Below are 22,865 nucleotides of genomic sequence, written 5' to 3'. Positions count from 1 at the left end.
AGGAGCGATCCGACAATCAGCGTTTGCGGTAGGCGGCGGTGTAGGTGGTGTTCACCGCCGGCGCGGTGATGGTGTGGTTCTGCGGGCCTCCGTCTGACCACGACGTGAAGTTGTACGTGAACTTGTTGAACTGCTGGGGCGACGGGGCGCTGACCGAGTTCGCCGAGCCGACTACGACGGTGACGGAGAACGGGGTCGAGCGGGGTGCCTCGTTGACTACCAGGTTGGTCAGGGTGAGCCCGCCGGGGTTGGTTCGGAACGTGAGTACGACGGTTCGCGGGTCGAGCCGGACCGACGTCGTCGAGGACAGGCCTCCGGAATCGGTCGCGGTGAGTGCGAGTTCGAGCCAGCACGGATAGGCGTGGTCGGGTGCCGCGAAGGTCCCCGACGTACCGCTGAACGTCTGCAGTTCGTGCGCGTGGCAGTCGGACGGTGTGATGCAGTGATGCAGGATCAACTTCCAGCTCAGCGCGGACGCGGGCAACGGCCCGTCCTGTGGATCGGTCGCGTGGCCGGTGAAGCCGATCTGGTCACCCACCTTCCAGGTCAGGCTCGGAGCGGGCGAGTCGATCACGGCCGTCGGTGCCGTGTTGCCGGCCGTGACCGTGACCGACGTCGTGTCCGTCGCTCCCTGGTTGTCCGTCACGCGGAGGCTCGGGTGGTAGACCCCCGCTGAGCCATAGCTGTACGTCGCCGTCGCGCCGCTCGCGTCGCCGTACGTGCCGTCACCGTTGAGATCCCACGAGTAGCTGAGCGGCCCGCCCTCGGGGTCTGTGGACGCGGTGCCGTTGAAGTTCACCGTCAGCGGGACGGCCCCACTGGACGGCGTTGCCGTGAACGACGCCGTCGGCGGCTGGTTGGCGGCCGTGAACGTGATGCGATGTACGGCGCCACTGTCCATGTCGACGTAGAACAGGTCGCCGCCCGGACCGATCTTCAGGTCCACCGGATGGCCGGCGGCACCACCCGTCGAGTCGACACCGACGAACGACTGCAGCCTGGCCGGATCGGGCAGACCGTTCGTCCCGGGCAGCATCGCCCAGATCTCGTTCCGCGAGTGGTCGGCGAAGAACAGCGCGCCGTTGTACTCGGACGGATACGACCCACCCTGGTAGAACGCGATCCCGGTGATCGACGAACCGCCGGTGTGGCAACCGGTGTAGTTCACGACGCAGGCGCTGTGGTTGTAGGTGTAGTACGGCGCGACGACCGAACCGGGTGCCGAGTACAGCGACGAGCACGACGACAACCCGGCACCCTGGTACCCGCCCTGGATCGCCGTCCCCTCGTAGCACGGCCAGCCGAAGTTGCTGGCGGTCGCCGGGGACACCACGCGATTGATCTCTTCCCACGTGTTCCACCCGACGTCGCCGATCCACAGTTCGTCGGTTCCCGGGCGCTGCGTGATCCGGAACGGATTACGTACGCCGTAGGCAACGATCCGCCGGGCGTTCGGATCCGTCGAGGAGAAGAACGGGTTGCCGGGTACGCCGGCTCCCGTGCTGGGGTCGACGCGCAGAACCGCGCCGTCCAGCGTGGCCGGACCGCTCGGACGGCGGACGCTCTGACTGCGCAGCGCACCACCTTGCGCGTTCGGTGCCGTCAGCGCGGTACCGACCGAGCCCGGCGGATCACCGCACGGGTTCGCCTGATCGCCCGCGTAGTTCGCGCCGTACTGGCCGTAGTCGACGTTGTTGAAGCTGGCGCCGTCGCCGCCACTGACGTAGAGGTAGCCGTCGCGCCCGAAGAGCAGCGTGCCGATCGAGTGGCTGGGGAACTGCTGGCACCAGTCGTTGATCAGTACCTGCTCGGAGCCGGTCATGACGTTGCCGCTGATCTGCAGCCGGGACAGCCGCGCCGACACGAGGCAGCCGTCCGTGGTCGGGCCGGGCGGTGTCGGGCAGGCGTCGTTCCACCGCGGGGCGGTTCCGCCGATCGCGGCGTCGTACGCATAGAGCACGTAGATGTACGGATCGGCGGGGAAGTTGGGTGGTACGGCGAGACCGAGCAGACCGCGGTCCCAGTAGTCGTCGACCTGAAGCGACAGGTCCGCGACGGTGACCGGACTGGTGTCCGTGAGGCTCTGGAAGATCTTGATCACGCCGTTCTTCTGACCGACGACGATCCGCCCGTCCGGCGCGAACTGCAGCACCGTCGGGTTCGTCAGTCCACTCAGGACAACCGAGTCACGGAACCCGGTGGGCAACGTCTCCGCCTGCGCCGCGCCTTGACTGAGTACTGCGGCGACCAGGAGCATCGCGGCCGCCATGCCGATCCGTCCGCGCCCGCGCGCGGTCCTACCAAGACCCCACATCTCGTCCCCCACTTCCCAGCGCCTCAGACCCCTCCGCGCGCTGTCCGCAGGCTCAGAATGCGCCGATCCACGGCACCCGTCGAGTGGGTAGCTGCCCGCAGCCGACTGAGCTCAACAGGTAGCCGACACTGGAGGTGTGAATCGATTGGACGACCTTGCTGCCGAAGGTGAGCCGGAGAAGGAGTTCAACCCGGGCATCGCCGCCCGCTTCCCCCGCAAGACCGCCGCCGGCGGCGCGCTGATCCGCGACCACGCCGGCCGGATCCTCTTCCTCGAACCGACGTACAAACCCACGCTCGACATCCCCGGCGGCATCGTCGAGGCCGACGAATCGCCGTACGAAGCCTGCTGCCGTGAGGTGAAAGAGGAGATCGGCCTCGACCTGGAGATCGGCCGCCTACTGGTCGTCGACTGGGTCCCCGCGCACGGCCCGTGGTCCGACGCGCTCGCCTTCGTCTTCGACGGCGGTGTCCTCGACACCCCCACCCTCACCCTCGACCCCACCGAGGCCCGCTCCCACCACTTCCTCACCCTCGAAGAAGCCACTCCACACCTCCGCCCCTCGATGACCCGCCGCCTGACCCTCGCCCAGCAAGCCCTAACCACCGGCATCCCCACCTACGCCGACTTCGGCCACTCCCGATGACCTCGAGTATCAAACACTAGCCATGTACATAGTAGCCATGTACAGTATTTTTCATGAGTGGAGCGACCCCGGGGCACCTGGTGTGGCGGCTTTCGATGAAGTGGCGGGTGGCGGTTGATCGGGCGCTGGCGCCGCGTGGTTTGACGCACGCGCAGTACGTGATGCTGGCCTCCCTGTACGGGCTCGAGCGCGACGGGCGGGTGCCGAGCCAGCGGGAGCTTGCCGATCACACCGGGATGGAGGCGTTGTACGTCTCCAAGCTCGTGCGCAGCCTCGACGCCGACGGTCTGGTGCGGCGCACCCGGGACGCGAAGGACACCCGTACCCTGCGGCTCGAGCTGACCGCGAAAGGCCGCGAGACGATCGAGCCCGCGATCGCGGAGGTCGCCGCCCTGCTCGACAAACTCCTGGCGCCGTTCGGCGGCCGCCGCGGCGCCCGGACGAAGAACTTCGTCCGCGATCTCACCGAACTGCTCGACACTCCACTGTGACACTGCACCTGTGAGGAACCCGTCATGCCTGATCTTTCCGTCCTCGATTCGACGATCCACTACGAAGACAGCGGCGCCGGTACGCCGATCGTCTTCCTGCACGGCAATCCCGCCTCGTCGTACGTCTGGCGCAACATCACGCCGTACGTCGGACCCGGCCGGATCCTCGCGCCCGACCTGATCGGCATGGGCGGCTCCGGCAAGCCCGCTCTCGGGTACTCGTTCGCGGATCACGCCCGCTATCTCGACGCCTGGTTCGACAGGCTCGGCCTGGACGACGTGATCCTCGTCGGCCACGACTGGGGCGGGGCGCTCGCGTTCGACTGGGCCGCGCGGCACCCGGAGCGCGTCCGCGGCCTGGCGTTCTTCGAGAGCATCGTGAAACCGATGGCCTGGGAGGATCTGTCCCCGCAGGCCGCCGACCGCTCCCGGCTGATCCGTACGGCGGGACCCGGCGAGGAGCTGGTCCTCGAACAGAACCTCTTCGTCCGCCAGGCCTTCACCGGAGGCGTACTCACCCCGGTCCCCGACGAGGACCTCCAGGCGTACCTCGCGCCGTACCCGACCCCCGAGTCCCGCAAGCCGATCCTGGCCTGGGCGCGGCAACTACCGCTCGGCGGCGACCCGGCGGAACTGGTCGCGCGGATCGAGACGTACGACGCGTGGCTCGCGGCGAGTCCCGCAGTACCGAAGCTGCTGCTGACGTTCGAAGGCTCCCCGACGCTGCTGATCGGGCCGGAGCTCGCGCAGTGGTGTACGGCAAACATCGCCGCGCTGGACGTCGTGCACGCAGGTGCGGCCGGCCATCACGCGGCGGAGGACCGTCCGAAGGAGATCGCCGCCGGGATCGCCGGCTGGATCGACCAGCACGCCTTGCGCTGACAGTTGACCTCGCCCAGCCGGGAGGCAGCAGCAGCGCATGCGGCGATCGAGGATCGCCGGACGGTCGGGAAGACGCTGCTGCTGCCCTGACCTGCTAGGAGAACTTCAGTCGCACGATCACGTTGTCGATCGTGGACGGGGTGCCGCCGTTCTTGTCGTTGTTGGTGGAGGTGAGCCACAACCCACCGTCCGGCGTCCGCGTGATGCTGCGCAGCCGTCCCCACCGACCGGAGAACAATGCCTGCGGTGTGCCGACGCCGTCCCCGGCCGAGTTGATCTTCGTGACCCACAACTGCTCGCCGGTGACGCCCGCGATGTAGATCCAGTCGTTCACAATCTCGACGCCGCTCGGACCGGCCTGCGACGTCGACCAGGTGCGCTTCGGTGCGATGTACCCACCGCAGTCGCCGATCGTGCCCTCACACGCGGGCCAGCCGTAGTTGCCGCCCTTCTGGATCAGGTTGAGCTCGTCCAGACTGTTCTCACCGAACTCGGCGGCCCACAACTGACCGCGCGAGTCCCATGCCAGACCTTGCGGGTTCCGATGCCCCCAGCTCCACACGTACCGCGCGTTGCCGCCCGTGCTGTAGAAGGGATTGTCGCTCGGCGCGCTGCCGTCCGGGTTCATCCGCAGGATCTTCCCGTTCAGCGATCCCTTGTTCTGCGCGTTCCCGGAATTCTTGGCATCACCAACGGTCGCGTACAGCTTCCCGTCCGGACCGAACGCGATCCGCCCGCCGTTGTGGTACCGGTTCTTCGCGAGTCCCGTGAGTACCGGCGAGGACGTCGTACCGAGCTGCCCGTTCTCGTACTTCATTCGCACGATCCGGTTGTCGCCGGACGCCGTGTGGTAGAAGTACACCCAGTGGTCGCTCGCGAAGTTCGGCGACAGCGCGATCCCGAGCAGACCGCCTTCTCCGGTGGTCGTCACGACGTCCGGCACCTTCCCGAGCGTCGTCTTCTGCCCGGTCGCCGTCACCCGCAGGACCTCGAACCGGTCCCGCTCGGTGACCAGCGAGGACCCGTCCGGCAGGAACGCCACACTCCATCCGAGATCGACCTTCGCGATGTCCTTGTCGTACGCCGGAATGCCGCCGGCGCCCGTCGTCGCCGTACGGGCCGTGACCGCATTGCTCGCACCTGACACGTTGCCGTCCGGGTCGCGCGCCTTCACGGTGAACGTGTACTCCGTGTTCGGCGTCAACCCGGTCACCGTCGCGGTGAGCGAACCCGTCGACGCGACCTTCGTCGAGCCCTGGAACACGTCGTACCCGGCGATGCTCCCGCTGTTGTCGGTCGACGCGTTCCACGCCAGCGACACGCTGTTCGCGGTGACGCCCGTCGAGCGCAGGTTCCCGGGAACGGTCGGCGGTTGGGTGTCGCCGCTGCCCGGCGTGGCGAACGTGACCACATTGCTCTGCTGCGAAGCGTTGCCTGCGGCATCGAATGCGCCGACGGAGATGTCGTACGCCGTGTTCGCGGTCAACGTGTCGACGGTCGCGGACAAAGTGTTGCCGTCGACAACTTTCAGCACGTTGCCGCCGCGGTTGATCTCGTACCGGACCACGCCAACGTTGTCCGTTGCCGCCGTCCAATGGAAGGTTGCGGCGTTCGACTTGATGTCGCTGACGGTCAGGTCGGCCGGCGCCGACGGGGGAGTGGTGTCGTCGGTGGTCGGGGCGACGGTCAGCTTGTCGGCGTTCGGGCCGCCGTCGGCGCTGGTCGCGCGGGCGCGGATCTTGTTCGTGCCGGCGACCAACTGGAGCCGGACCGTCTTGGTCTGCCAGGTCGTCCATGCGCCGGTGCCGGGGAACGTGATGCCGACGGCGCCGGCCTGCCCGTTGACGGTGAAGTCCATCGGCCGCGTGGCCGCCGTACCGTTCGCGTAGCGCAGCGTCACGTCGGCCGGGCCGGCCGGGGCCGTGACGGTCCACTCGACGTAACTGCCGACGAGGTTGTCGTAGTTGACGAAGCCGGTGCCGGTGTAGCCGGCGTGGTTGGACTCGACCACGCCTTGCGAGACGGTCGCGTCCTCTGCTTGATAGTCGGTGGCCGCCGCGGTAGCGGCCATTGTCACAGCTGGGGGAGCGCTGAGCCCGAGCGTGGCGACAGCCAGCGCGGTCCCGGCCCAGAGCGAGCGGGGTTTCATGAGGTCTCCTGGTGTTCCGGGGCGGAGGAGCTGCAGGGGACGAACTATTAGGAAAGCTTCCTAACGATAGAAGCGTCTGTCAACAGTACGAATCCCCAGGCCATCACAATGCCGCCGCTCCCGCCACGACGAGCGTGACGGGAGCGGCGGACTCGCAATTGTGTTGGCCTGGCGGTCCGGCTATCCCACCGCAGCCAGCACCGTCGGACGGTAGAGCGTCAGGCCCTCCTCGTCGACGACCGCAACGCGGATCGCCTCCGGGGTGGAGTCCTGGTGCGGTACGGCGAACACGGCGGTCGCGCGGCGGCCGTCGTACCTGGCGGCGTAGCTCACGAACCGCCAGCCCTCGTCGTCCCAGTAGTCGTGGATGTCGGAACGCAGCAACCCGTCGACCGCGCGGTACGCCGGGCTGAGCAGGATCCGCCGCTGCGTCGCGGCGAGCGGTGTGTCGCCGGACGCGGTACCGGCGTACGGGTGGCTGAGCCGGATCCGGAACCGCCGCAGCGGCAGCAGCCAGTACCGGTCGAGCTCGGCGGACAGCATCGCGAACGCCGCCGCCTCGACGACGAGCACGAGCACACCCGCACCCGCCGACCACCACCCAGTTGATGCCGTGGTAGCCAGGACCGCCGTTGCCAGGAGCAACAAAGCGCGCGCGATCGCACGGTTGCCGACCGGTTTGGCGGACTTTCCTGCACACCCGCAGGACGCCTCGGGTACGACGATCTTCGAGTAGGTGAGGAATCCGGTGAAGCCGACGGACAGTGCGACAGCGGCAACTGCCTCGATCACCCAGGAAGGCGGTAGGAGAAGGGCGATGGCGATGAGCGCCTCCACCCAGGCGACGGCTTGGTAGGCGGGCCTTGCGCGGGACTCGCCGACCAGGCGGGGTAGCGCCGTGCGCTCGGCCTGGTCGGGCGAGGTGAGTTTGCCGTACGACGACCAGAGCAGGAGCAACCCGATCAAGAGCGGCTGCGCAGCCGCCACGGTGCCCATGTCAGTTCGACGTGTAGATGGTCGCGATGTCGATCTCGTTGGTGCCCGGTCGCCAGGCGCCGATCACCTGGGCGTGCCGGCCGACCTTGAGCATCGACAGGTCCGACACCGCTGGCGTGCCGTTGTACACGGCCGCCGTGGTCCCGGACTGCACGTGCCCGACGACCTTCTGCCCATGGTGATCGAGTTGTACGCCGTTGCGTCCGATCGCCGTGATCGCGACGGTCAGGTTGACGATGTTGACCCAGATCGCCTCGGCGGCCAGGATCCCGTCCGGCAGCAGTACGCCGCGCGCGTACAGGCCGTCGCCGATCCGGGCCTGGTCGATCGTGGTCGGGCGAAGCTTCCAGACACTCGTCACACCGGTCAGCTGGATCCGGTGCAGCCGGCCGTCGGATCCCTGTACCTGCAGGAGATCCTGGTTCCGGCCGGTGATCACGCCTTCGGCGAAGTTCGGGTCCGGCTGGCCGGCGTCGGGGGTCTGCGCGGCGAACGCTGCCTCGGGGGCGAGCGAACCCATGGCGCTGGCGGCGACCAGGCCGGTCGCGCCGAGGGCCGCACGGGCGAGGAGCGAGCGACGGTCCATCGTGGTGGTCATCTCACTCACTCCTCAGCCGACGTCGATGTTCGCGGGGATCAGACCGGCATTCAGGCTCGCGATCGACGAGAACGCGGCCGGAGTGAGGTCGAGGAGGCGGTTGGCGGCACACGTCCCGCCGCAGCAGGCTTGCTCACCGCAGAACAGGTCGGTCTGCGGACCGCAGTCCGCGATCGAGGTGACGACCCGTTTTCCGTTGCACAGGTTGGTGGTGGCGTGCCGGAAACCGCAGGTACGCCGGGTCATTCCGGTGAACCCGCAGCGGTCCGGACGGGTGATTGCGAGACACGCGTCCGACGTATTCGGCCACGCGTGCTGGAAACTCCCGGAATTACACGTGCCGCAGGCACCGTGACCGGTGCTCGCGCAGGGTCCCCAGGTGTTTCCGCAACAGAACCACGATGCTTCGCCGTTGAATCCGGCCATGACAGATTCCTCCAGGTCTAGGGGCGGTAAGACCTACTGGAGTTCTTTGTACTCCGATCCGGCGGAATCTCCCAGGGGTAACCGAAGAAACGGAAACTTTTTGCCTAGTGTTCGTGCGTGCTGAGTTCTTGCCCGCGGAGCAGGAACCAGGCGATGACAGCGGTGGTCAGCAGGACGGCAGCGCCGACGCCGGCGGCGATGGAAACGCCGTGGGCGAAGGACTCTCGTGCTGCGTCGAGCAACTGAGCCGCTGCCTCCGGCGGAAGCTGTCCGGCGGCCTCAACCGCCCCACCCAGAGACTCGTGGGCCGCGGCAGGCGTGCCCGCAGGACCAGTGAAGTCGCGGTAGACGCCGGTGACGATCGACCCGAGCAGTGCGATCCCAAGCGCCGCTCCAAGCTCGTACGCCGTCTCGGACACCGCACTCGCAGCGCCCGCTTCCTCCTTCGGTACGGCGGCCAAGATCACGTCCGCGGTCACGGTGAACGAGAACCCAGCACCCGCCCCGACCACGAGCAATGCCGCGCCGAGCAACGGATACCCGGTGTCCTGGCTGATTGTGGTGAGCGCCGCGAGCGCCAGACCGATCGCCGCGAGACCACCCGCCACGACCGCGCGTACCGAGAATCGGCGCGCCACCTGCCCGGCGAGCAGACCGGCGACGATCGCACCGATCGCGGCCGGCAACTCCGCGAGCCCGGCCTCGATCGGCCGGCGCTCCTGCACCAGTTGCAGGTACTGCGACAGGAAGAAGATCAACCCCGACAGCCCGAGGATCGTGAGCAGATCGGCCAGTACGGCGCTGCTGAAACCACGGCTGCGGAACAAGCGCAGGTCCGGCAACGGGATCGGGAGCCGACGCTGGCGACGTACGAAACCGTAGAGGGCGAGCGCGCCGGCCACGCCCGCGGCCAGCGGGATCCAGTCGAACCCGTGTGCCGCGAACTCCTTGATCGCGTAGACGATGCCGATCATGCCGACCATCGACAGCACGACGCTCGCCAGGTCCCAGGGGCCCGGCTCCGGGTTGCGTGATTCGGGGAGCAACCGAGCGCCGACGACGACCAGCACCGCCATCACCGGCAGGTTGATCAGGAAGACCGAACCCCACCAGAAATTCTCCAGCAGTACGCCGCCGACGATCGGGCCGATCGCCATTCCCGCGGACGCCGCGGCGCCCCAGATCCCGATCGCGACACTGCGCTCCCGCGGGTCGTGGAACAGGTTGCGGATCAGGGCGAGCGTGGCCGGCATCAGTGTCGCGCCCGCAACACCTAGCAATGCTCGCGCGACGATCATCAGCTCGGCCGAGTTCGCGTACGCGTTCAGCACCGAGATCGCGCCGAACGCCGTCGCGCCGATCAGCAGAATGCGCTTGCGGCCGATCCGGTCGCCGAGGCTGCCCATCGACACGAGCAGCCCGGCGAGCACGAACGAGTACGCGTCGCCGATCCACAGCAACTGCGTGCCCGACGGCTTGAGGTCCTCGGAGAGGAACGGAGTCGCGAGGCCGAGCACCGTCGCGTCGACCGCGACGAGTAGCACGGCGAGCACGAGTACGCCGAGCGCGAGCCAGCGCCTCGATCGGGTGAGGGCTTGTTGCTTCATTTCTCTCTCCGTACTGCGCCACCGAGCAGCAACTCGGTGACGTTCGAACTCAGGTCCTTGGGGGCCACCCGGCCTTCGCAGATGGCCCAGGCCGCGGAGACCAGCAGCCCGTAGAGCGCTTCGGTCAACCACACCGGGCTGAGGTCGATCCGGAACTCGCCTGCTTCCTGACCGCGCCGGAACAGCGCGACCATGCGCGCGTCGAGCCGGGCCCAGCCCTCGTTCTGCTCGTCGCCCTCGAACAGTTGGTTCTCGGAGTACAGGAACGCGAGCAGTCCGGCGGCAGGCTCCAGCTCGCGCACCAGGCGCCGTACGGCGTCCGGGGCCGGGCCGTCGTCGACGGCCGCCTTCGCCGCTGCGGCCTCGCACTCGGCGATCCCGAGCTCCTCGAGCGCCCGAACCAGCGCGTCCCGCCCGGCGAACTGCCGGTTCAGCGTGGCGCGACTGATCCCGGCGGCCCGGGCCACCTCGTCCATGGTCGCCGAGGACTTCCGCATCAGCAGACTCGCGGCGGCTCGCAGTACCTGCTCCCGATCAACAGCCATGAGACGAGCATACCTCAAATGAGACATCAATGCCTCATTCTGACCTCTAGCCCTGAAGTCTGTATGCGGTATACGATCAAGTAGAACGTGTCGGGTGTGACCTGGTGAACGGTCGGATCGATCGGGACCCTATACACTTGTCGCGTTTGTGGAGGGGAGTATCCCGCCACGGCAGCGTCGTCATCACGGGAGGCCTGAACGGCCGAACCGGTGCTGCCGGCCCGAACTGACTCAGGACGAGATCAGCCGGGTGGGAGAGACCTCCGGACCAAGCCAGCTGTTCGCCGACGTCCGGAGGTTTGTCGTGGTCTCTGTCATGTCCCCTGCGGTCTGGGTGCTGACGATCGTCGGGTTGCTCGCGATCGTCGCGTTCGACCTGATCGTGATCGCGCGCCGCAACCACACCGTGACGATCAAGGACGCGACCCGCTGGGTGCTGTTCTACGTCGGCCTCGCCGGGCTGTTCGCGCTCGGCCTGTTCCTGTTCAGTCCCGGGCAGTCGGGTAGCGAGTTCGTCGCCGGGTACATCACCGAGTACAGCCTGAGCGTCGACAACCTGTTCGTGTTCGTGATCATCATGGCGCGCTTCGCCGTACCGAGCCTGGCGCAGGACAAGGTGCTCTACATCGGCATCGTGGTCTCGATGCTGCTCCGGGCGATCTTCATCCTGGCCGGCGCGGCCGCGATCTCGGCCGCGAGCTGGGTGTTCTACATCTTCGGCGCGTTCCTGGTCTACACCGCGGTCCGGCTGGCGATCGAGGGCGAGAACGACGAGTCCGACTTCCAGGAGAACGCCGTGATCCGCGGGATGCGCCGGATCCTGCCGCTGCAGCACGACTACGACGGCGCCAAACTGGTCACCAGGACCGACGGCCGCCGGATGCTCACCCCGTTGGTGATCGTGATCTCCGCGATCGGGATGGCGAACGTGATCTTCGCGCTGGACTCGATTCCGGCGATCTTCGGGCTCACCCAGGACGCGTACATCGTGCTGACCGCGAACGCGTTCGCGCTGATGGGCCTGCGGCAGCTGTACTTCCTGATCGGCGGCCTGCTGGAGCGGATCGTCTACCTGAACGTCGGCCTGTCGGTGATCCTCGCGTTCATCGGCGTGAAGCTGATCATCGAGGCACTGCACGGCTCGCACATCGACGACATCGGCGCGATCCACCTGCCGCACATCGGCATCCTGACCTCGCTCGGCTTCATCATCGGCACGCTGTTCGTCACCACGGTCGCCAGCCTGATCAAGTCGTCACGCGACAACCGCCGCGAAGCGATCCGCATCGAGATCGACGACTGACCACCCCGGACCTCAGACACTCACCAACCTCCTCGGCGAACCCTCCGCATGGTGTCACCGAGCGGTTGTCTGCCCGCGGGGAGCTCGTTGGTGAGTGGTGGCGGTCCGCGTCCGCAGGTACATCGCCGGGATCGGCAGCCAGATCAGCCCGGACGCGAGCAGTGCGCCGCGCACCGACGTACGGCCGAGGGCGCCGAGCGGTGGGCCGCCGACGACCTGACCGATCGCGTTCGCCTGCGACACCATCGAGAGCACGGTCGCCCGGGAACGGGAGTCGACGTGCCGGTTCAGCCAGCCGGAGTGGATCGGAATCGTGACGGTGTCGGCGATCTGCCGCAGCCAGAGCGCCGCGATCGCGAGCCAGAAGTTCCCGGCGAACGCGAACAGGAACATGCCGAGGCCGTCCAGTGCGGCGAGTGTCGCGAGTACGCCGGTCGGGTGCGAGGCCTGCAGACGTTCGGCGGAGAAGCGGTTCAGCAGCAGCGACGCGCTCAGCGAGAGGATCGTGCCGGCCAGCGCCAGCGCGGTGAACCAGAACGCCGGGTCCGACGTACCGAACACGGTCGGGAAGCTGAAGGTCAGGAGCTTCACCGACCACAGCCGGTCGAACGCCTCGCTGGACAGGCCCGCGACCAGGCTGATGACGACCAGCGTCCGTACGACGGGACGCCGCCGGGCGACCGCCAGGCCGTGCTTGAACGTCTCCGCCATCTGGCGGAATGTCTCACGCTCCTCACGCGGCGTGCGGTGGAAGTTCTCCTCACGCATGAACAGTGCGAGCAGCAGACCGAGCAGCATCATCCCCGCGCCCGAGATCACCATCGGCAGCGGCAGGCTGATCAGCCCGAGACCGCCCGCGGTGACCGTCCCTGCGATCTTCGCGGCCAGCTGGAACTGCTGCGCGCGGACGAAGACCCGGCCGGCTCGTTCGGTACCGATCTCGTCGGTGATCCAGGCCTGGTCGGCGCCGGACGTGAACGTGAAGCCGACACCCCACAGCACCTGCGCGGCGAGGATCGCCAGGAACGCGGGGATGAGCCCCTGGAGCAGCAGGCCGGCGCCGATCAGCACGAAGCCGATCACGATCGAGAGGCGGCGGCTGTACAGGTCGGCGACGATGCCGGTGGGGATCTCGAAGAGGAAACAGGTGAGCTCGAGCGTGGTCCCGACGAGGACCATCTGGAGCGGGTCGAGTCCGGCGTCGCGGACGTAGTACACAAGGTTGAGAGTGAACGACAGGGCGGCCAGGAAGGACCAGGCGGCGTTGTAGACGTAGTACGTCCGCGTGGGGTCGGCAGACCGGTAGGAAGACATCACGGATCGCTCCTGAAAGCGTGCGGGCAGGACGAAGCGCCGGCCGGGACGGTCAAACGCTTGCGTGGCGCACGGACGGCGGCAGGGCCGCGGTGGCGCGCTTTCAGGAGCGAGTACGCATGTCGAACAGGGTAGGCGAGACGCGGCGCGTCTGCCCTCGAATTAGCCGACCCCGGTTGGTGATCAGGAGTACTATCGGTAATGCCTGGCCCGGCCGTTCCCCCGTGATGGTCGGGTCAGGTTCCCCCCTGACCTCCGAGCCCTGTCGGTCCCGCGCCCCCGCTCGAAGACGCGGCAGCCGACCTGCTCCCGGCGCGGGCTACCGAACCGGTCGAGTACGACGGGCGTCTTGGGCTCGGCGAGTATGAGCTGGCTGCGATCGGGCGGGAGCCGGCCGCGGTCAGGTCTTGACATGAACCGGTTTCTCCGGGTTGACTGCGATATAGTTAACAGGAGAAATAAATTCTGGATCGGTCCGGTGTCGGTGGCTCAGAGTGACCCCGGGTGCGATCACTGCGTTCCCGGATCCGGTGGCGAGCCATCGGATCATTCGTCGTTGTCTGATCGGTAGTTGCCGAGGGCAACTCGGAAAACCCTTACCTGCAAGGGACCTGAGCGCATCGGTCACCGTCCGGTATCGACCCGGCCCGGAAGTCTTCCGCTCCGCAGGGGTTGTGTGCCATCCTCCGGGATAGCGAAACCCGAGATCCTATCGGATATCGGTTCCACTCCAGCGCGTGAGGGAAAGGATGCGGAGTGAGCGCAACTTTCGAGGTGAAACCGGCACCGGCGGCACCGGCAGCGCCGGAGTCGGCAGCCGCCCGGAGACCACCGCGAACGAGTCGCCGGACCCAGGCCTGGCGCAGTCTCCGGCGGCACTGGCAGCTCTACCTGCTGATCGTCGTCCCGCTCGCGTACTTCGTGATCTTCAAGTACGTCCCGATCGCGAACGGCGTGATCGCGTTCAAGGACTACAGCCCGGTCAAGGGCCCGTGGGGCAGTGACTGGGTCGGCTTCCGCAACTTCGAACTGTTCTTCCAGAACCCGGTGTTCTGGACCCTGGTGAAGAACACGTTCCTGCTGTCGGTCTACACGGTGCTGGCCAGCTTCCCGATCCCGATCATCCTGGCGATCGCGCTGAACGAGATCCGCAACGGCCGCTTCAAGAAGACCGTGCAGCTGGTCACGTACGCGCCGTACTTCATCTCCACCGTGGTCGTGGTCTCGATGACGATCCTGGTGCTGTCGCCGCGGCTCGGGTTCGTCAACGACGCGATCGGGCTGTTCGGCGTGCCGTCGATCGACTTCCTCGGGAACCCGAACTACTTCCGCCACATCTACGTCTGGTCCGACGTCTGGCAGACCACCGGGTACTCCGCGGTGATCTACCTGGCCGCGCTGTCCGGGATCGACCCGGCGCTGCACGAGTCGGCGCGGATCGACGGCGCCAGCCGGCTGCAGCGGATCCGGAACGTCGACCTGCCCGGCATCATGCCGACCGCGGTGATCATCTTGGTGCTCGGCGTCGGAAACATCATGTCGATCGGGTTCGAGAAGGCGTTCCTGCTGCAGAACCCGCTGAACACCGCGCAGTCGGAGATCATCGCCACCTACGTCTACAAGACCGGTCTGCTGAACGCCGACTTCAGCATGGCGACCGCCATCGGGCTCTTCAACTCGGTGATCAACCTGTTCCTGCTGCTCGGCGTGAACTTCACCGCCAAGCGCATCACCGGAAACGGACTCTGGTCATGAGCGTTACCTTGCAAGGATTCCGGCGTACGACGGGGAACAAGCGATCGGAACGCACGACGATCGAGGAGACCCGCACCGACAAGATCTTCCTGATCGGCGTGAAGATCATGCTCTGGATCGCGCTGATCCTGGTCGCCGTACCGCTGATCTACATCGTCGCGAACTCGTTCAGCAGCCCGTCGGCGGTGAGCGCCGGCCGGGTGCTGCTGTGGCCGATCGAGCCGAGCCTGCGGGCCTACAAGGAGGCCTTCAGCGATCCGCTGATCATGAAGGGCTACCTGAACTCGTTCATCTACGCGATCGGCGGGACCCTGATCAGCGTCACGCTGACGATCGCGATCGCGTACCCGCTGTCCCGCCGGACGTTCTTCGGCCGGAACGTGATCATGAGCGTGCTGATCTTCACCATGCTGTTCTCCGGCGGCCTGATCCCGACGTACCTGGTGGTCCAGGACCTCGGCCTGCTGAACACCCGGTGGGCGATGGTGATCCCGAGCGCGATCGGGGTCTGGCAGGTGATCATCGCGCGGACGTTCTTCCGCAGCACGATCCCGGAGGAGCTGTACGAGGCGGCCACCATCGACGGGGCCAGCGACCTGCGGTTCCTGTGGTCGGTCGTGCTGCCGCTGTCCAAGCCGGTGATCGCGGTGATCGCGCTGATGTACGCGATCTTCCAGTGGAACAGCTACTTCGACGCCCTCATCTATCTCAAGGACCCCGGTCTGTACCCGCTGCAGATCGTGCTCCGCAACGTGCTGATCCTGAACACCCTCACCGGGTCCACCACCACGACGAACCTGGCCCAGCAGCTCGAACAGCAACAGCTGGCCAACGTCCTCAAGTACGCGCTCATCGTCATCTCGAGCCTGCCCGTACTGATCATCTACCCGTTCGTCGCCCGCCACTTCACCAAGGGCGTGATGGTCGGCGCGGTCAAGGGCTGAGCCACGAGGCTCGACCCACTTCAGAGAGGAACACAGCAATGCGCTCATCCGTGAGCAAGGTCGTCGCGCTGGCGGCTGCCGGCGCGCTCGCCCTGGCGGCGTGCAGTTCGGACAAATCGTCCAAGGGAGCGGCGAACGAGACCTCGGCCGACGGCAAGGTCGTCATCGACACGTTCACGCCGTCGGACTCGAGCACCAACCTGACCACCAACGCGGTCACCAAGATCATCAGCGACAAGTTCAAGATCCAGTTCCGCTGGCAGACCACGACGTACGACGCCGGGCCGGCCAAGGAGAAGCGGCAGATCGCGCTCGCCAGCGGCGACTACCCGGATCTGTTCTTCCTGATCCCGTGGATCGACGCGTTCACCCAGGCCGAGGTGCTCAAGCTCGGCCAGCAGGGCGTCGCGGTGCCGCTCGAGGGCCTGATCAAGGACAACGCGCCGAACATCCAGAAGGTGCTCGACTCCAACCAGGAGTACAAGCAGATGGCGACCGCGCCCGACGGTCACATCTACGCGCTGCCGCAGTGGGCCGACTGCTTCCACTGCACCTACCCGGACAAGCTGTGGATCAACAGCTCCTGGCTGAAGAAGCTCGGTCTGCAGGTGCCGAAGACCACCGACGACCTGCGCAACGTGCTCGAGGCGTTCAAGACCAAGGACCCGAACGGCAACGGCAAGGCCGACGAGATCCCGATGACCACCGACGTCCAGGACAGCAGCCTGATCGCGTACCTGATGAACGCGTTCGCGTACGACCCGGTCGGGGCCAACAACGGCGTCCGGTCGCTGCTCACACTGCAGGGCGACAAGGTGGTCACCCCGGTGGCCTCGGACCAGTGGAAGGAAGGCCTGAAGTACATCCACGGCCTGTACAAGGACGGCCTGATCGACCAGGCGGCGTTCACCCAGAACGCACAGGCATTGCAGGCCCAGGGCAACGACCCGAAGGCGGTCAAGCTCGGATCGGTGCCGGTGCTCTGGCCGGGCATCTTCGTCCAGCTCGACTCCAAGGACGGCCGCGACAAGCAGTACGACGCGGTGCCGCCGCTGACCGGTCCGGAGGGCAAGAGCTACACCGGGTACAACCACCCGACCTCGACCGGCTACACGTTCTTGCTGACCAACAAGGCCAGCAAGGAGGCCCAGGTCGCCGCGATCAAGATGCTGGACTGGATCTACAGCGACGAGGGTCAGATGATCACCAACATGGGTCCGGAGGGTGTCGGCTGGACGAAGCCGGCCACCGGCGACATCGCCCTCGACGCGAGCACGAAGCCGCTGTACAAGCCGGTGCAGAACGCGCCGAAGAACATCAACTGGGGCGCGCTCGGCCAGTACAACAACACGCTCGCCTTCCGGAACGCGCAGGTCGTGCCGAAGGACATCTACACCGGCGCCGGCCTCGAGCGGCGGCTGTGGGAGGCGACCAAGCAGTACGAGGGGCATGTCGACAAGGCGCAGTGGTTCCCGCAGTCGTTCATGTGGCCGGACCCGAGCCTGAGCGGTGAGCTCGCCACGCTGCAGACCAACCTGAACACCTACGTGAACCAGAACCAGTTGGCGTTCATCACCGGTTCGAAGAACATCGACACCGACTGGGACGCGTTCGTGAAGGGTCTCGACAGCACCGGTATGCCGCGGTACCTGGAGATCAACCAGCAGGCCTACGACAAGTACAAGGCGGGGAGCAAGTAGTTGTCCCATCTACTGTGGTTCCGCGCGCCGGCGTCCGACTGGTTCGAGGCGTTGCCGCTGGGCAACGGGCACCTCGGCGCCAAGGTGTACGGCCGGGTCGCCGACGAGCGGATCGCGCTGAATCTCGACGATGTCTGGTCCGGTGACGGTCCGCGAAAGCTGACCGTCCCGGACGGGCCGGCGGTGCTGGCCGACGTACGCCGGTTGTTGCTGGAGGAAGGTGATCAGCTGGCGGCCACCGAGCGGACCCGAGCGTTGCAGGGCCCGCTGGTGGAGTCGTACCAGCCACTCGCCGATCTGGTGATCCGGTCGAGCGGTACGGCGTCGGAGTACCGGCGGACGCTCGACCTGAGCACCGGCGTCGTGGGCGTGGACTACACAGTGGACGGCACCCGGTTCCGGCGCGAGACCTTCGTGTCCGCGCCGGACCAGGTGCTGGCTTGGACGATCACGGCCGACCAGCCCGGGGCGATCAATCTCGATCTCGGGCTGGAAAGCCAACATCCGGTGAGCGTTGAAGTTGCCGATGGCACCTATGGTGTCGTCGGGCGGGCGCCGTCGGATCTGACGATCGAGTACCGGGAGAGCCCGGATCCGATCCGGTACGAGGAAGGGCGCGGGATCGGGTTCGGTGTCGCTCTCCGGGTCGACACCGAAGGTGGTTCGGTCACGACCTCGGCTGCCGGAGTCGTGGTCCGTGGGGCTTCTCGGGTCACCGTGCTGCTGTCGGCCGCAAGCACCTTCCAAGGGTGGTCGGTACCGCCCGGCCGCGATCCTCTGGTCGCGTTGCAGGAGGCCGTCGCAGTACTCGATTCGGTTGCCGTGGACAAGCTTCGGGAGCGGCACGTCGAGGATCATGCGGCGTTGTACGACCGGGCGTCGCTTTCGTTGGGTGCGGTGAGCGACTTGCCGACCGACGAGCGGATCGAGGCGGTCGCTGCCGGGGGCAACGATCCGGATCTGGTCGCGCTGGCCTTCAACCTCGGCCGGTACCTGTTGATCGCATCCTCCCGCCCCGGGACGCAGGCGGCCAACCTGCAGGGCATCTGGAACCAGGACCGGCGGCCGATGTGGGCCAGCGACTGGACCAACAACATCAACACCCAGATGAACTACTGGCTCGCCGACCTGACCGGGTTGAGCGAGTGCTTCGACCCGCTCACCGATCTGCTCGAGGGCCTGGCTACATCGGGTGCCGAGACGGCTCGGATCCTGTACGACGCGCCCGGCTGGGTGTCGCACCACAACGCGGACATCTGGATGGCGACCTGGCCCGTCGGCGACGGCGGGGACGACCCGGTGTGGTCGATGTGCGCGACGTGTGGGGTGTGGCTGACGGCGCATCTCATGGAGCACTACAGGTTCTCGGCCGATGTGGATTTCCTGCGGGAGCGGGCGTATCCGGCCATCGCGGGTGCCGCGGAGTTCGTACTGGCGATGCTGGTCGAGGATCGGCTCGGCGTACTGCAGTTCATCCCGTCGACCGCGCCGGAGCATCATTTCGTGCTGCCCTCTGGCGAGAAGGCATCGGTCGATCTCACGTCGACGTACGACATCTGGCTGATCCGCGAGTTGTTCGCGAACCTGGTCGAAGCGGAAGGCGTGCTGGGGCTGAGCTCGTCGTTGGCCGAGCGGGCCGCGGCTGCGCGTGATCGGTTGCCGGCGATCCGGGTGACGCCGGACGGCCGGCTGTACGAGTGGCCGACGGACTGGCAGCCATCGGAGCCGCAGCACCGGCACCAGTCGCATCTGTACGGTCTGCATCCGGGCGCCGAGATCGACCCCGTGCGTACGCCGGAATGGGCCGAGGCCGCTCGTACTTCGCTGATGGTGCGGACCGATGGTGCTGTGAACGGCGGGTGGACCGCGGCCTGGCTCGTGGCGATGTGGGCCAGGCTGTTCGAGCCGTCGAGGGCAGTCGAGGTGATCCAGGATTACTTGAGTCGCCTCGTCTCGGGCAACCTGATGCACCGCGACGGCGACATCTTCCAGATCGACGCCAACTTCGGCCTGACCGGGTGCATCCCCGAGCTCCTGCTGCAGAGCCACACCGACGTGATCCGCCTCCTGCCGGCGCTTCCGGCGGACTGGCCCGACGGCTCGTTCCACGGCCTCCGCGCCCGCGGCGGCCTGTCGTTCGACGTCACCTGGCGCAATGGCAAGCTCACGGCAGCCGTCGTACGCGCGACACACGCGGGCACCCACCGGATCGCCCTCGCGCCCGACGACACGCGCACGATCACCCTCACCCCAGGCGAGTCCCGCACCCTGCCCCTCTGAACACCACTTTGTGCACCACATCCGCGCACCCAACACCCCGCCGTACGGATGTGGTGCACAAAGTCGGGGCGTCTTTGGGCTCGGGTCGACCGTTTCGGGGGCGGCGAAATGGTTGGTGCGTGCTCAAGGTGGACCTGGTTAGGGTTGCCTTACTTGGGTTGTTGTAGGGTCAGCCGTTGTGAAGAGGCTGATCGGGATCATTGTGGCGAGCGCTGTGCTGGTGCTGGCGGGATGTGGCGGCGGAGACACCAAGAGCGCGGACGCCGGCGTCGGTGACAAGGAAGTGGCGACCGGCGGGCGGTTGTTCAAGACCGCCGACGAGGACACCGCGAAACTCGGGTCGGACGCCGCGCCCGGCGCGTTCCCGCGGACGGTGAAGCACGCGCTGGGCACGACCGAGATCCCGGCGAAGCCGTCGCGGGTGGTCGTGCTGGACAGTGGCGAGCTGGACGACGTGCTCGCGCTGGGCATCACGCCGGTCGGGATGGCGACGACGGCGGGGCAGAGCGGCGTGCCGTCGTACCTGGCCGGCAAGGCGCAGGGGATCAAGACCGTCGGCGGGATCAGCGAGCTGAACCTCGAGGCGATCGCGGCGCTGAAGCCGGACCTGATCCTGGGCAGCAAGCTGCGGGCCAACGACCTGTACGCGAAGCTGAGCGCAATCGCGCCGACGGTGTTCAGCATCCGGCCCGGGTTCCCGTGGAAGGAGAACTTCCTGCTCGTCGCGGACTCGGTCGGCGCGGAGGACAAGGCGACCGGGCTGCTGAACGACTACCAGAAGCGCGCCGACGAGGTGAAGTCGAAGGTGGCGGGTACGCCGACGATCTCGCTGGTCCGGTTCCGTCCCGGGCAGATCCGGCTGTACGGCAACCTGTCGTTCATCGGCGTGATCCTGAAGGACATCGGCCTGCCGCGGCCGAAGATCCAGGACGTACAGGACCTCGCCGTCGAAGTCTCCCAGGAGAACATCGGTCAGGCCACCGGCGACTGGATCTTCTACTCCAGCTACGGCAAGCCCGGCACCACCGACGAGACGAAGGTTGTCAACGGCAACCTCTGGAAGGCGCTGCCCGCCGTCAAGGCAGGCAAGTCGGCCCGCGTCGACGACGAGGTCTGGTTCCTCGGCCTCGGCCCGATCGGCGCGATGGACGTCCTGACCGACCTGGAGAAGCTGCTCGGCCCGAAAGGTTAGTTCTTCACCCGGTAGTGGAGGTGGACGAACCCGCCGGCGAAGCGTCGCTCGGCCGCGAGGTCCAAACCGGCGCTCAGACCGTCCGGGAGCGCTCGCGTGCCGCCGCCGACGATGACCGGGACGAGGAAGAGGTGGATCTCGTCGACCAGGCCGGCCAGGAGGGCCTGGCCGCCGAGGTTCGCGCCGCCGATCGAGAGGGCGGTCGCAGAGGATTCCTTGAGCTGGGCCACGCCGGCGGGGGTGAACTCGCGTTCGAGGCGAGTGCGGGCGGTGGTGACCGCCGGGAGGGTGCGGGAGTAGACGATCTTGTCGGCGGCTCGCCAGACCTCGGCGTAGTCCTGGCTCACCGGCGCCGGGTCGTCGGCGGTCTCCCAGTACGACATCGTGGCGTACATCCGGCTGCCGTACAGGTAGGTGCCGATCGGACGCTCGAGGTCGTTGACGTAGGCATGGACCTCCTCGGCCGGCGCGGCCCAGTCGAAGGAGCCGTCGGCGTCGGCGGTGTACCCGTCGAGCGAGGCGATGGCTGCATAGACGAGTTTGCCCATCACACTCATCCTTCCGTGACCGGTAGCAGGTTGCGTTCGGCGAAGACCTTCTTGGCGACCGTGATCGCATTGATCGCGCGCGGGAATCCGGCGTACCCGGCGGTGTGGATGAAGGTCTCGACGATCTCGGCCGGGGTGAGGCCGACGTTCAGAGAGGTCTTGATGTGCACCTCCAGCTCGGGTTCGCAGCCGCCGAGCGCGGCCAGGATTCCGAGGGTGACGAGTTGGCGTTGCTGCGGAACCAGCGCCGGCCGGGAGTAGAGGTCGCCGAATCCGAACGCCACGATGTGGTGCGCGAGCGCGGGAGCGATGTCTCCGAGGCTGTCCATCACGGCGGGCGCTCCACCGCCGTCGATGCCGTTCAGAACCTCCAGCCCACGTTGGTACCGTGCCTGCTCTTCCGCACTGCCGATGTCAGGAGCCGTCATGTCCCCGACGGTATCCGGCGATCAGTCCTCGACGCGGCCGCGGTCCGTGACGTGTACGTGCGGGGCTCGTTGAGCGATCGCCGTGACCAGGTCGTCGTACGGGAGGGAGCGGGCGAGGATCTCGTGGGTGCCGGGCCATGGGCAGGACGGACCCCAGGCCTTGGTACTGCGGGGGAGTGCGTTCTCGTCGACGAGCATGACGACCAGCCGCGGCTCCCACGTCTCCTCGCTGTCCTGGCGTTCTACGCGGCAGACGCCGCGGACGTCGGCCCACGGGATCGCGCGCGGCTGCTCACCGCCGAGGTAGATGCCGGCGTCGTCCACGGTCAGCAGTACGTCGTCGACGTCCTCCTCGCGGCGCTCCTCCAACGCGGTGATCGCACCGACCAGGAGCAGGATCGGCAGGCCGACCGCGAAGATCAGCGGTGTACCGCCCCAGCCCAGCCACACCGCCTCGAGCGGTTCGCGGATCGATGCACCCCGGATCGCCTGCACCACGACGATCGCGAGCGTCAGCGCCACCATCAGGCCGAACACCACGGTGCCGAGCGCGAGCGCGGTCCTCGTCGTACCGAGCCCGTGGCGCTTGACGACGAACGGCTCGGTGATCTGCGCTGACGGCATACGGGCATTGTGCGGTGCGGTCACCCGAAGGCACCAGAGCTCTCATGGATTCCTCATCATTCCGGTGCCGGGCGATCGTCCGTACGGATGAAATCGCCGTACCTGACCGTGCACGGACTTTGG

The 22,865-nt window shown here is 67.1% G+C and carries 20 protein-coding genes; 9 read left to right on the top strand and 11 right to left on the bottom strand.

The genetic code is table 11. From position 1 onward, the window contains the following. Nucleotides 1–16: 16 nt before the first annotated feature. Nucleotides 17–2,269, bottom strand: a complete 2,253-nt coding sequence (locus tag ACWF0M_RS04145) for a PQQ-dependent sugar dehydrogenase (RefSeq protein ID WP_452234138.1) — start codon at nt 2,267–2,269, stop codon at nt 17–19. 181 nt (nt 2,270–2,450) lie between these two features. Here ACWF0M_RS04145 and ACWF0M_RS04140 point away from each other — a divergent pair, with 181 nt between their 5' ends. The 3 genes from ACWF0M_RS04140 to ACWF0M_RS04130 are packed head-to-tail and all read left to right on the top strand — an operon-like array spanning nt 2,451 to nt 4,333. Further along, complete coding sequence (locus ACWF0M_RS04140) at nt 2,451–2,960, top strand: NUDIX domain-containing protein (RefSeq protein ID WP_452234137.1); 510 nt, start codon at nt 2,451–2,453, stop codon at nt 2,958–2,960. Nucleotides 2,961–3,013: 53 nt separating this feature from the next. Continuing rightward, nucleotides 3,014–3,451: a MarR family winged helix-turn-helix transcriptional regulator gene (locus tag ACWF0M_RS04135; RefSeq protein WP_452234136.1), complete on the top strand. Its 438-nt coding sequence runs from the start codon at nt 3,014–3,016 to the stop codon at nt 3,449–3,451. 24 nt (nt 3,452–3,475) lie between these two features. Beyond that, on the top strand, nt 3,476–4,333 hold the full coding sequence (locus tag ACWF0M_RS04130; protein ID WP_452234135.1) for a haloalkane dehalogenase: 858 nt from the start codon (nt 3,476–3,478) through the stop codon (nt 4,331–4,333). A 94-nt stretch (nt 4,334–4,427) separates the two neighbouring features. On the opposite strand, the gene ACWF0M_RS04125 is transcribed toward ACWF0M_RS04130, so the two are convergent. From ACWF0M_RS04125 to ACWF0M_RS04100, 6 genes are all read right to left on the bottom strand, one after another. Continuing rightward, the gene (locus ACWF0M_RS04125) at nt 4,428–6,482 is read right to left on the bottom strand and encodes a PQQ-dependent sugar dehydrogenase (protein WP_452234134.1); all 2,055 of its coding nucleotides are present in this window, start codon (nt 6,480–6,482) and stop codon (nt 4,428–4,430) included. A 180-nt stretch (nt 6,483–6,662) separates the two neighbouring features. Beyond that, the gene (locus ACWF0M_RS04120; RefSeq protein WP_452234133.1) at nt 6,663–7,469 is read right to left on the bottom strand and encodes a MauE/DoxX family redox-associated membrane protein; all 807 of its coding nucleotides are present in this window, start codon (nt 7,467–7,469) and stop codon (nt 6,663–6,665) included. 10 nt (nt 7,470–7,479) lie between these two features. Continuing rightward, a complete protein-coding gene (locus ACWF0M_RS04115) occupies nt 7,480–8,076 on the bottom strand; it encodes a cell wall protein (protein WP_452234132.1) in 597 nt (198 codons plus the stop codon). A gap of 12 nt (nt 8,077–8,088) precedes the next feature. Then, nucleotides 8,089–8,322: a hypothetical protein gene (locus ACWF0M_RS04110; protein WP_452234131.1), complete on the bottom strand. Its 234-nt coding sequence runs from the start codon at nt 8,320–8,322 to the stop codon at nt 8,089–8,091. 284 nt (nt 8,323–8,606) lie between these two features. Next, complete coding sequence (locus ACWF0M_RS04105) at nt 8,607–10,109, bottom strand: MFS transporter (RefSeq protein WP_452234130.1); 1,503 nt, start codon at nt 10,107–10,109, stop codon at nt 8,607–8,609. Beyond that, on the bottom strand, nt 10,106–10,654 hold the full coding sequence (locus tag ACWF0M_RS04100) for a TetR/AcrR family transcriptional regulator (protein ID WP_452234129.1): 549 nt from the start codon (nt 10,652–10,654) through the stop codon (nt 10,106–10,108). Before ACWF0M_RS04100 ends, ACWF0M_RS04105 begins: the two co-directional genes overlap by 4 nt. Nucleotides 10,655–10,970: 316 nt before the next feature. On the opposite strand from ACWF0M_RS04100, the gene ACWF0M_RS04095 reads away from it, so the two are divergent. Beyond that, nucleotides 10,971–11,957 (top strand): TerC/Alx family metal homeostasis membrane protein, encoded by a 987-nt coding sequence (locus ACWF0M_RS04095; protein ID WP_452234128.1) that lies wholly within the window; start codon nt 10,971–10,973, stop codon nt 11,955–11,957. Between the two features lie 54 nt (nt 11,958–12,011). On the opposite strand, the gene ACWF0M_RS04090 is transcribed toward ACWF0M_RS04095, so the two are convergent. Beyond that, the gene (locus ACWF0M_RS04090; RefSeq protein WP_452234476.1) at nt 12,012–13,271 is read right to left on the bottom strand and encodes an MFS transporter; all 1,260 of its coding nucleotides are present in this window, start codon (nt 13,269–13,271) and stop codon (nt 12,012–12,014) included. A 756-nt stretch (nt 13,272–14,027) separates the two neighbouring features. On the opposite strand from ACWF0M_RS04090, the gene ACWF0M_RS04085 reads away from it, so the two are divergent. The 5 genes from ACWF0M_RS04085 (at nt 14,028) to ACWF0M_RS04065 (ending at nt 21,142) form a co-directional block, all read left to right on the top strand. Next, nucleotides 14,028–15,026, top strand: a complete 999-nt coding sequence (locus tag ACWF0M_RS04085) for an ABC transporter permease (RefSeq protein WP_452234127.1) — start codon at nt 14,028–14,030, stop codon at nt 15,024–15,026. Beyond that, entirely contained in the window at nt 15,023–15,970 is a 948-nt protein-coding gene (locus tag ACWF0M_RS04080; RefSeq protein ID WP_452234126.1) for a carbohydrate ABC transporter permease, read from the top strand. The genes ACWF0M_RS04085 and ACWF0M_RS04080 overlap by 4 nt, the downstream gene beginning before the upstream one ends. A 38-nt stretch (nt 15,971–16,008) precedes the next feature. Then, nucleotides 16,009–17,670, top strand: coding sequence for an ABC transporter substrate-binding protein (locus ACWF0M_RS04075; protein ID WP_452234125.1), 1,662 nt, complete (start codon nt 16,009–16,011; stop codon nt 17,668–17,670). After that, a complete protein-coding gene (locus tag ACWF0M_RS04070) occupies nt 17,671–19,950 on the top strand; it encodes a glycoside hydrolase family 95 protein (protein ID WP_452234124.1) in 2,280 nt (759 codons plus the stop codon). 178 nt (nt 19,951–20,128) lie between these two features. Next, complete coding sequence (locus tag ACWF0M_RS04065) at nt 20,129–21,142, top strand: ABC transporter substrate-binding protein (protein ID WP_452234123.1); 1,014 nt, start codon at nt 20,129–20,131, stop codon at nt 21,140–21,142. Here the strand turns inward: ACWF0M_RS04065 and ACWF0M_RS04060 are convergent. Genes ACWF0M_RS04060 through ACWF0M_RS04050 form a run of 3 tightly spaced genes read right to left on the bottom strand, consistent with a single transcriptional unit; the run spans nt 21,139 to nt 22,742 of the window. Continuing rightward, complete coding sequence (locus ACWF0M_RS04060; RefSeq protein WP_452234122.1) at nt 21,139–21,690, bottom strand: dihydrofolate reductase family protein; 552 nt, start codon at nt 21,688–21,690, stop codon at nt 21,139–21,141. The two genes, ACWF0M_RS04065 and ACWF0M_RS04060, sit on opposite strands and share 4 nt — an antisense overlap. 5 nt (nt 21,691–21,695) lie before the next feature. Then, nucleotides 21,696–22,118, bottom strand: coding sequence for a carboxymuconolactone decarboxylase family protein (locus tag ACWF0M_RS04055; protein WP_452234121.1), 423 nt, complete (start codon nt 22,116–22,118; stop codon nt 21,696–21,698). A 21-nt stretch (nt 22,119–22,139) separates the two neighbouring features. Further along, nucleotides 22,140–22,742, bottom strand: coding sequence for a hypothetical protein (locus tag ACWF0M_RS04050; protein WP_452234120.1), 603 nt, complete (start codon nt 22,740–22,742; stop codon nt 22,140–22,142). Nucleotides 22,743–22,865 lie beyond the last annotated feature (123 nt).

The sequence above is a fragment of the Kribbella sp. NPDC055110 genome, assembly GCF_053607525.1.
Note: the sequence above shows the minus strand (reverse complement) of the source record. Positions and strands in the feature narration are given on the sequence as shown.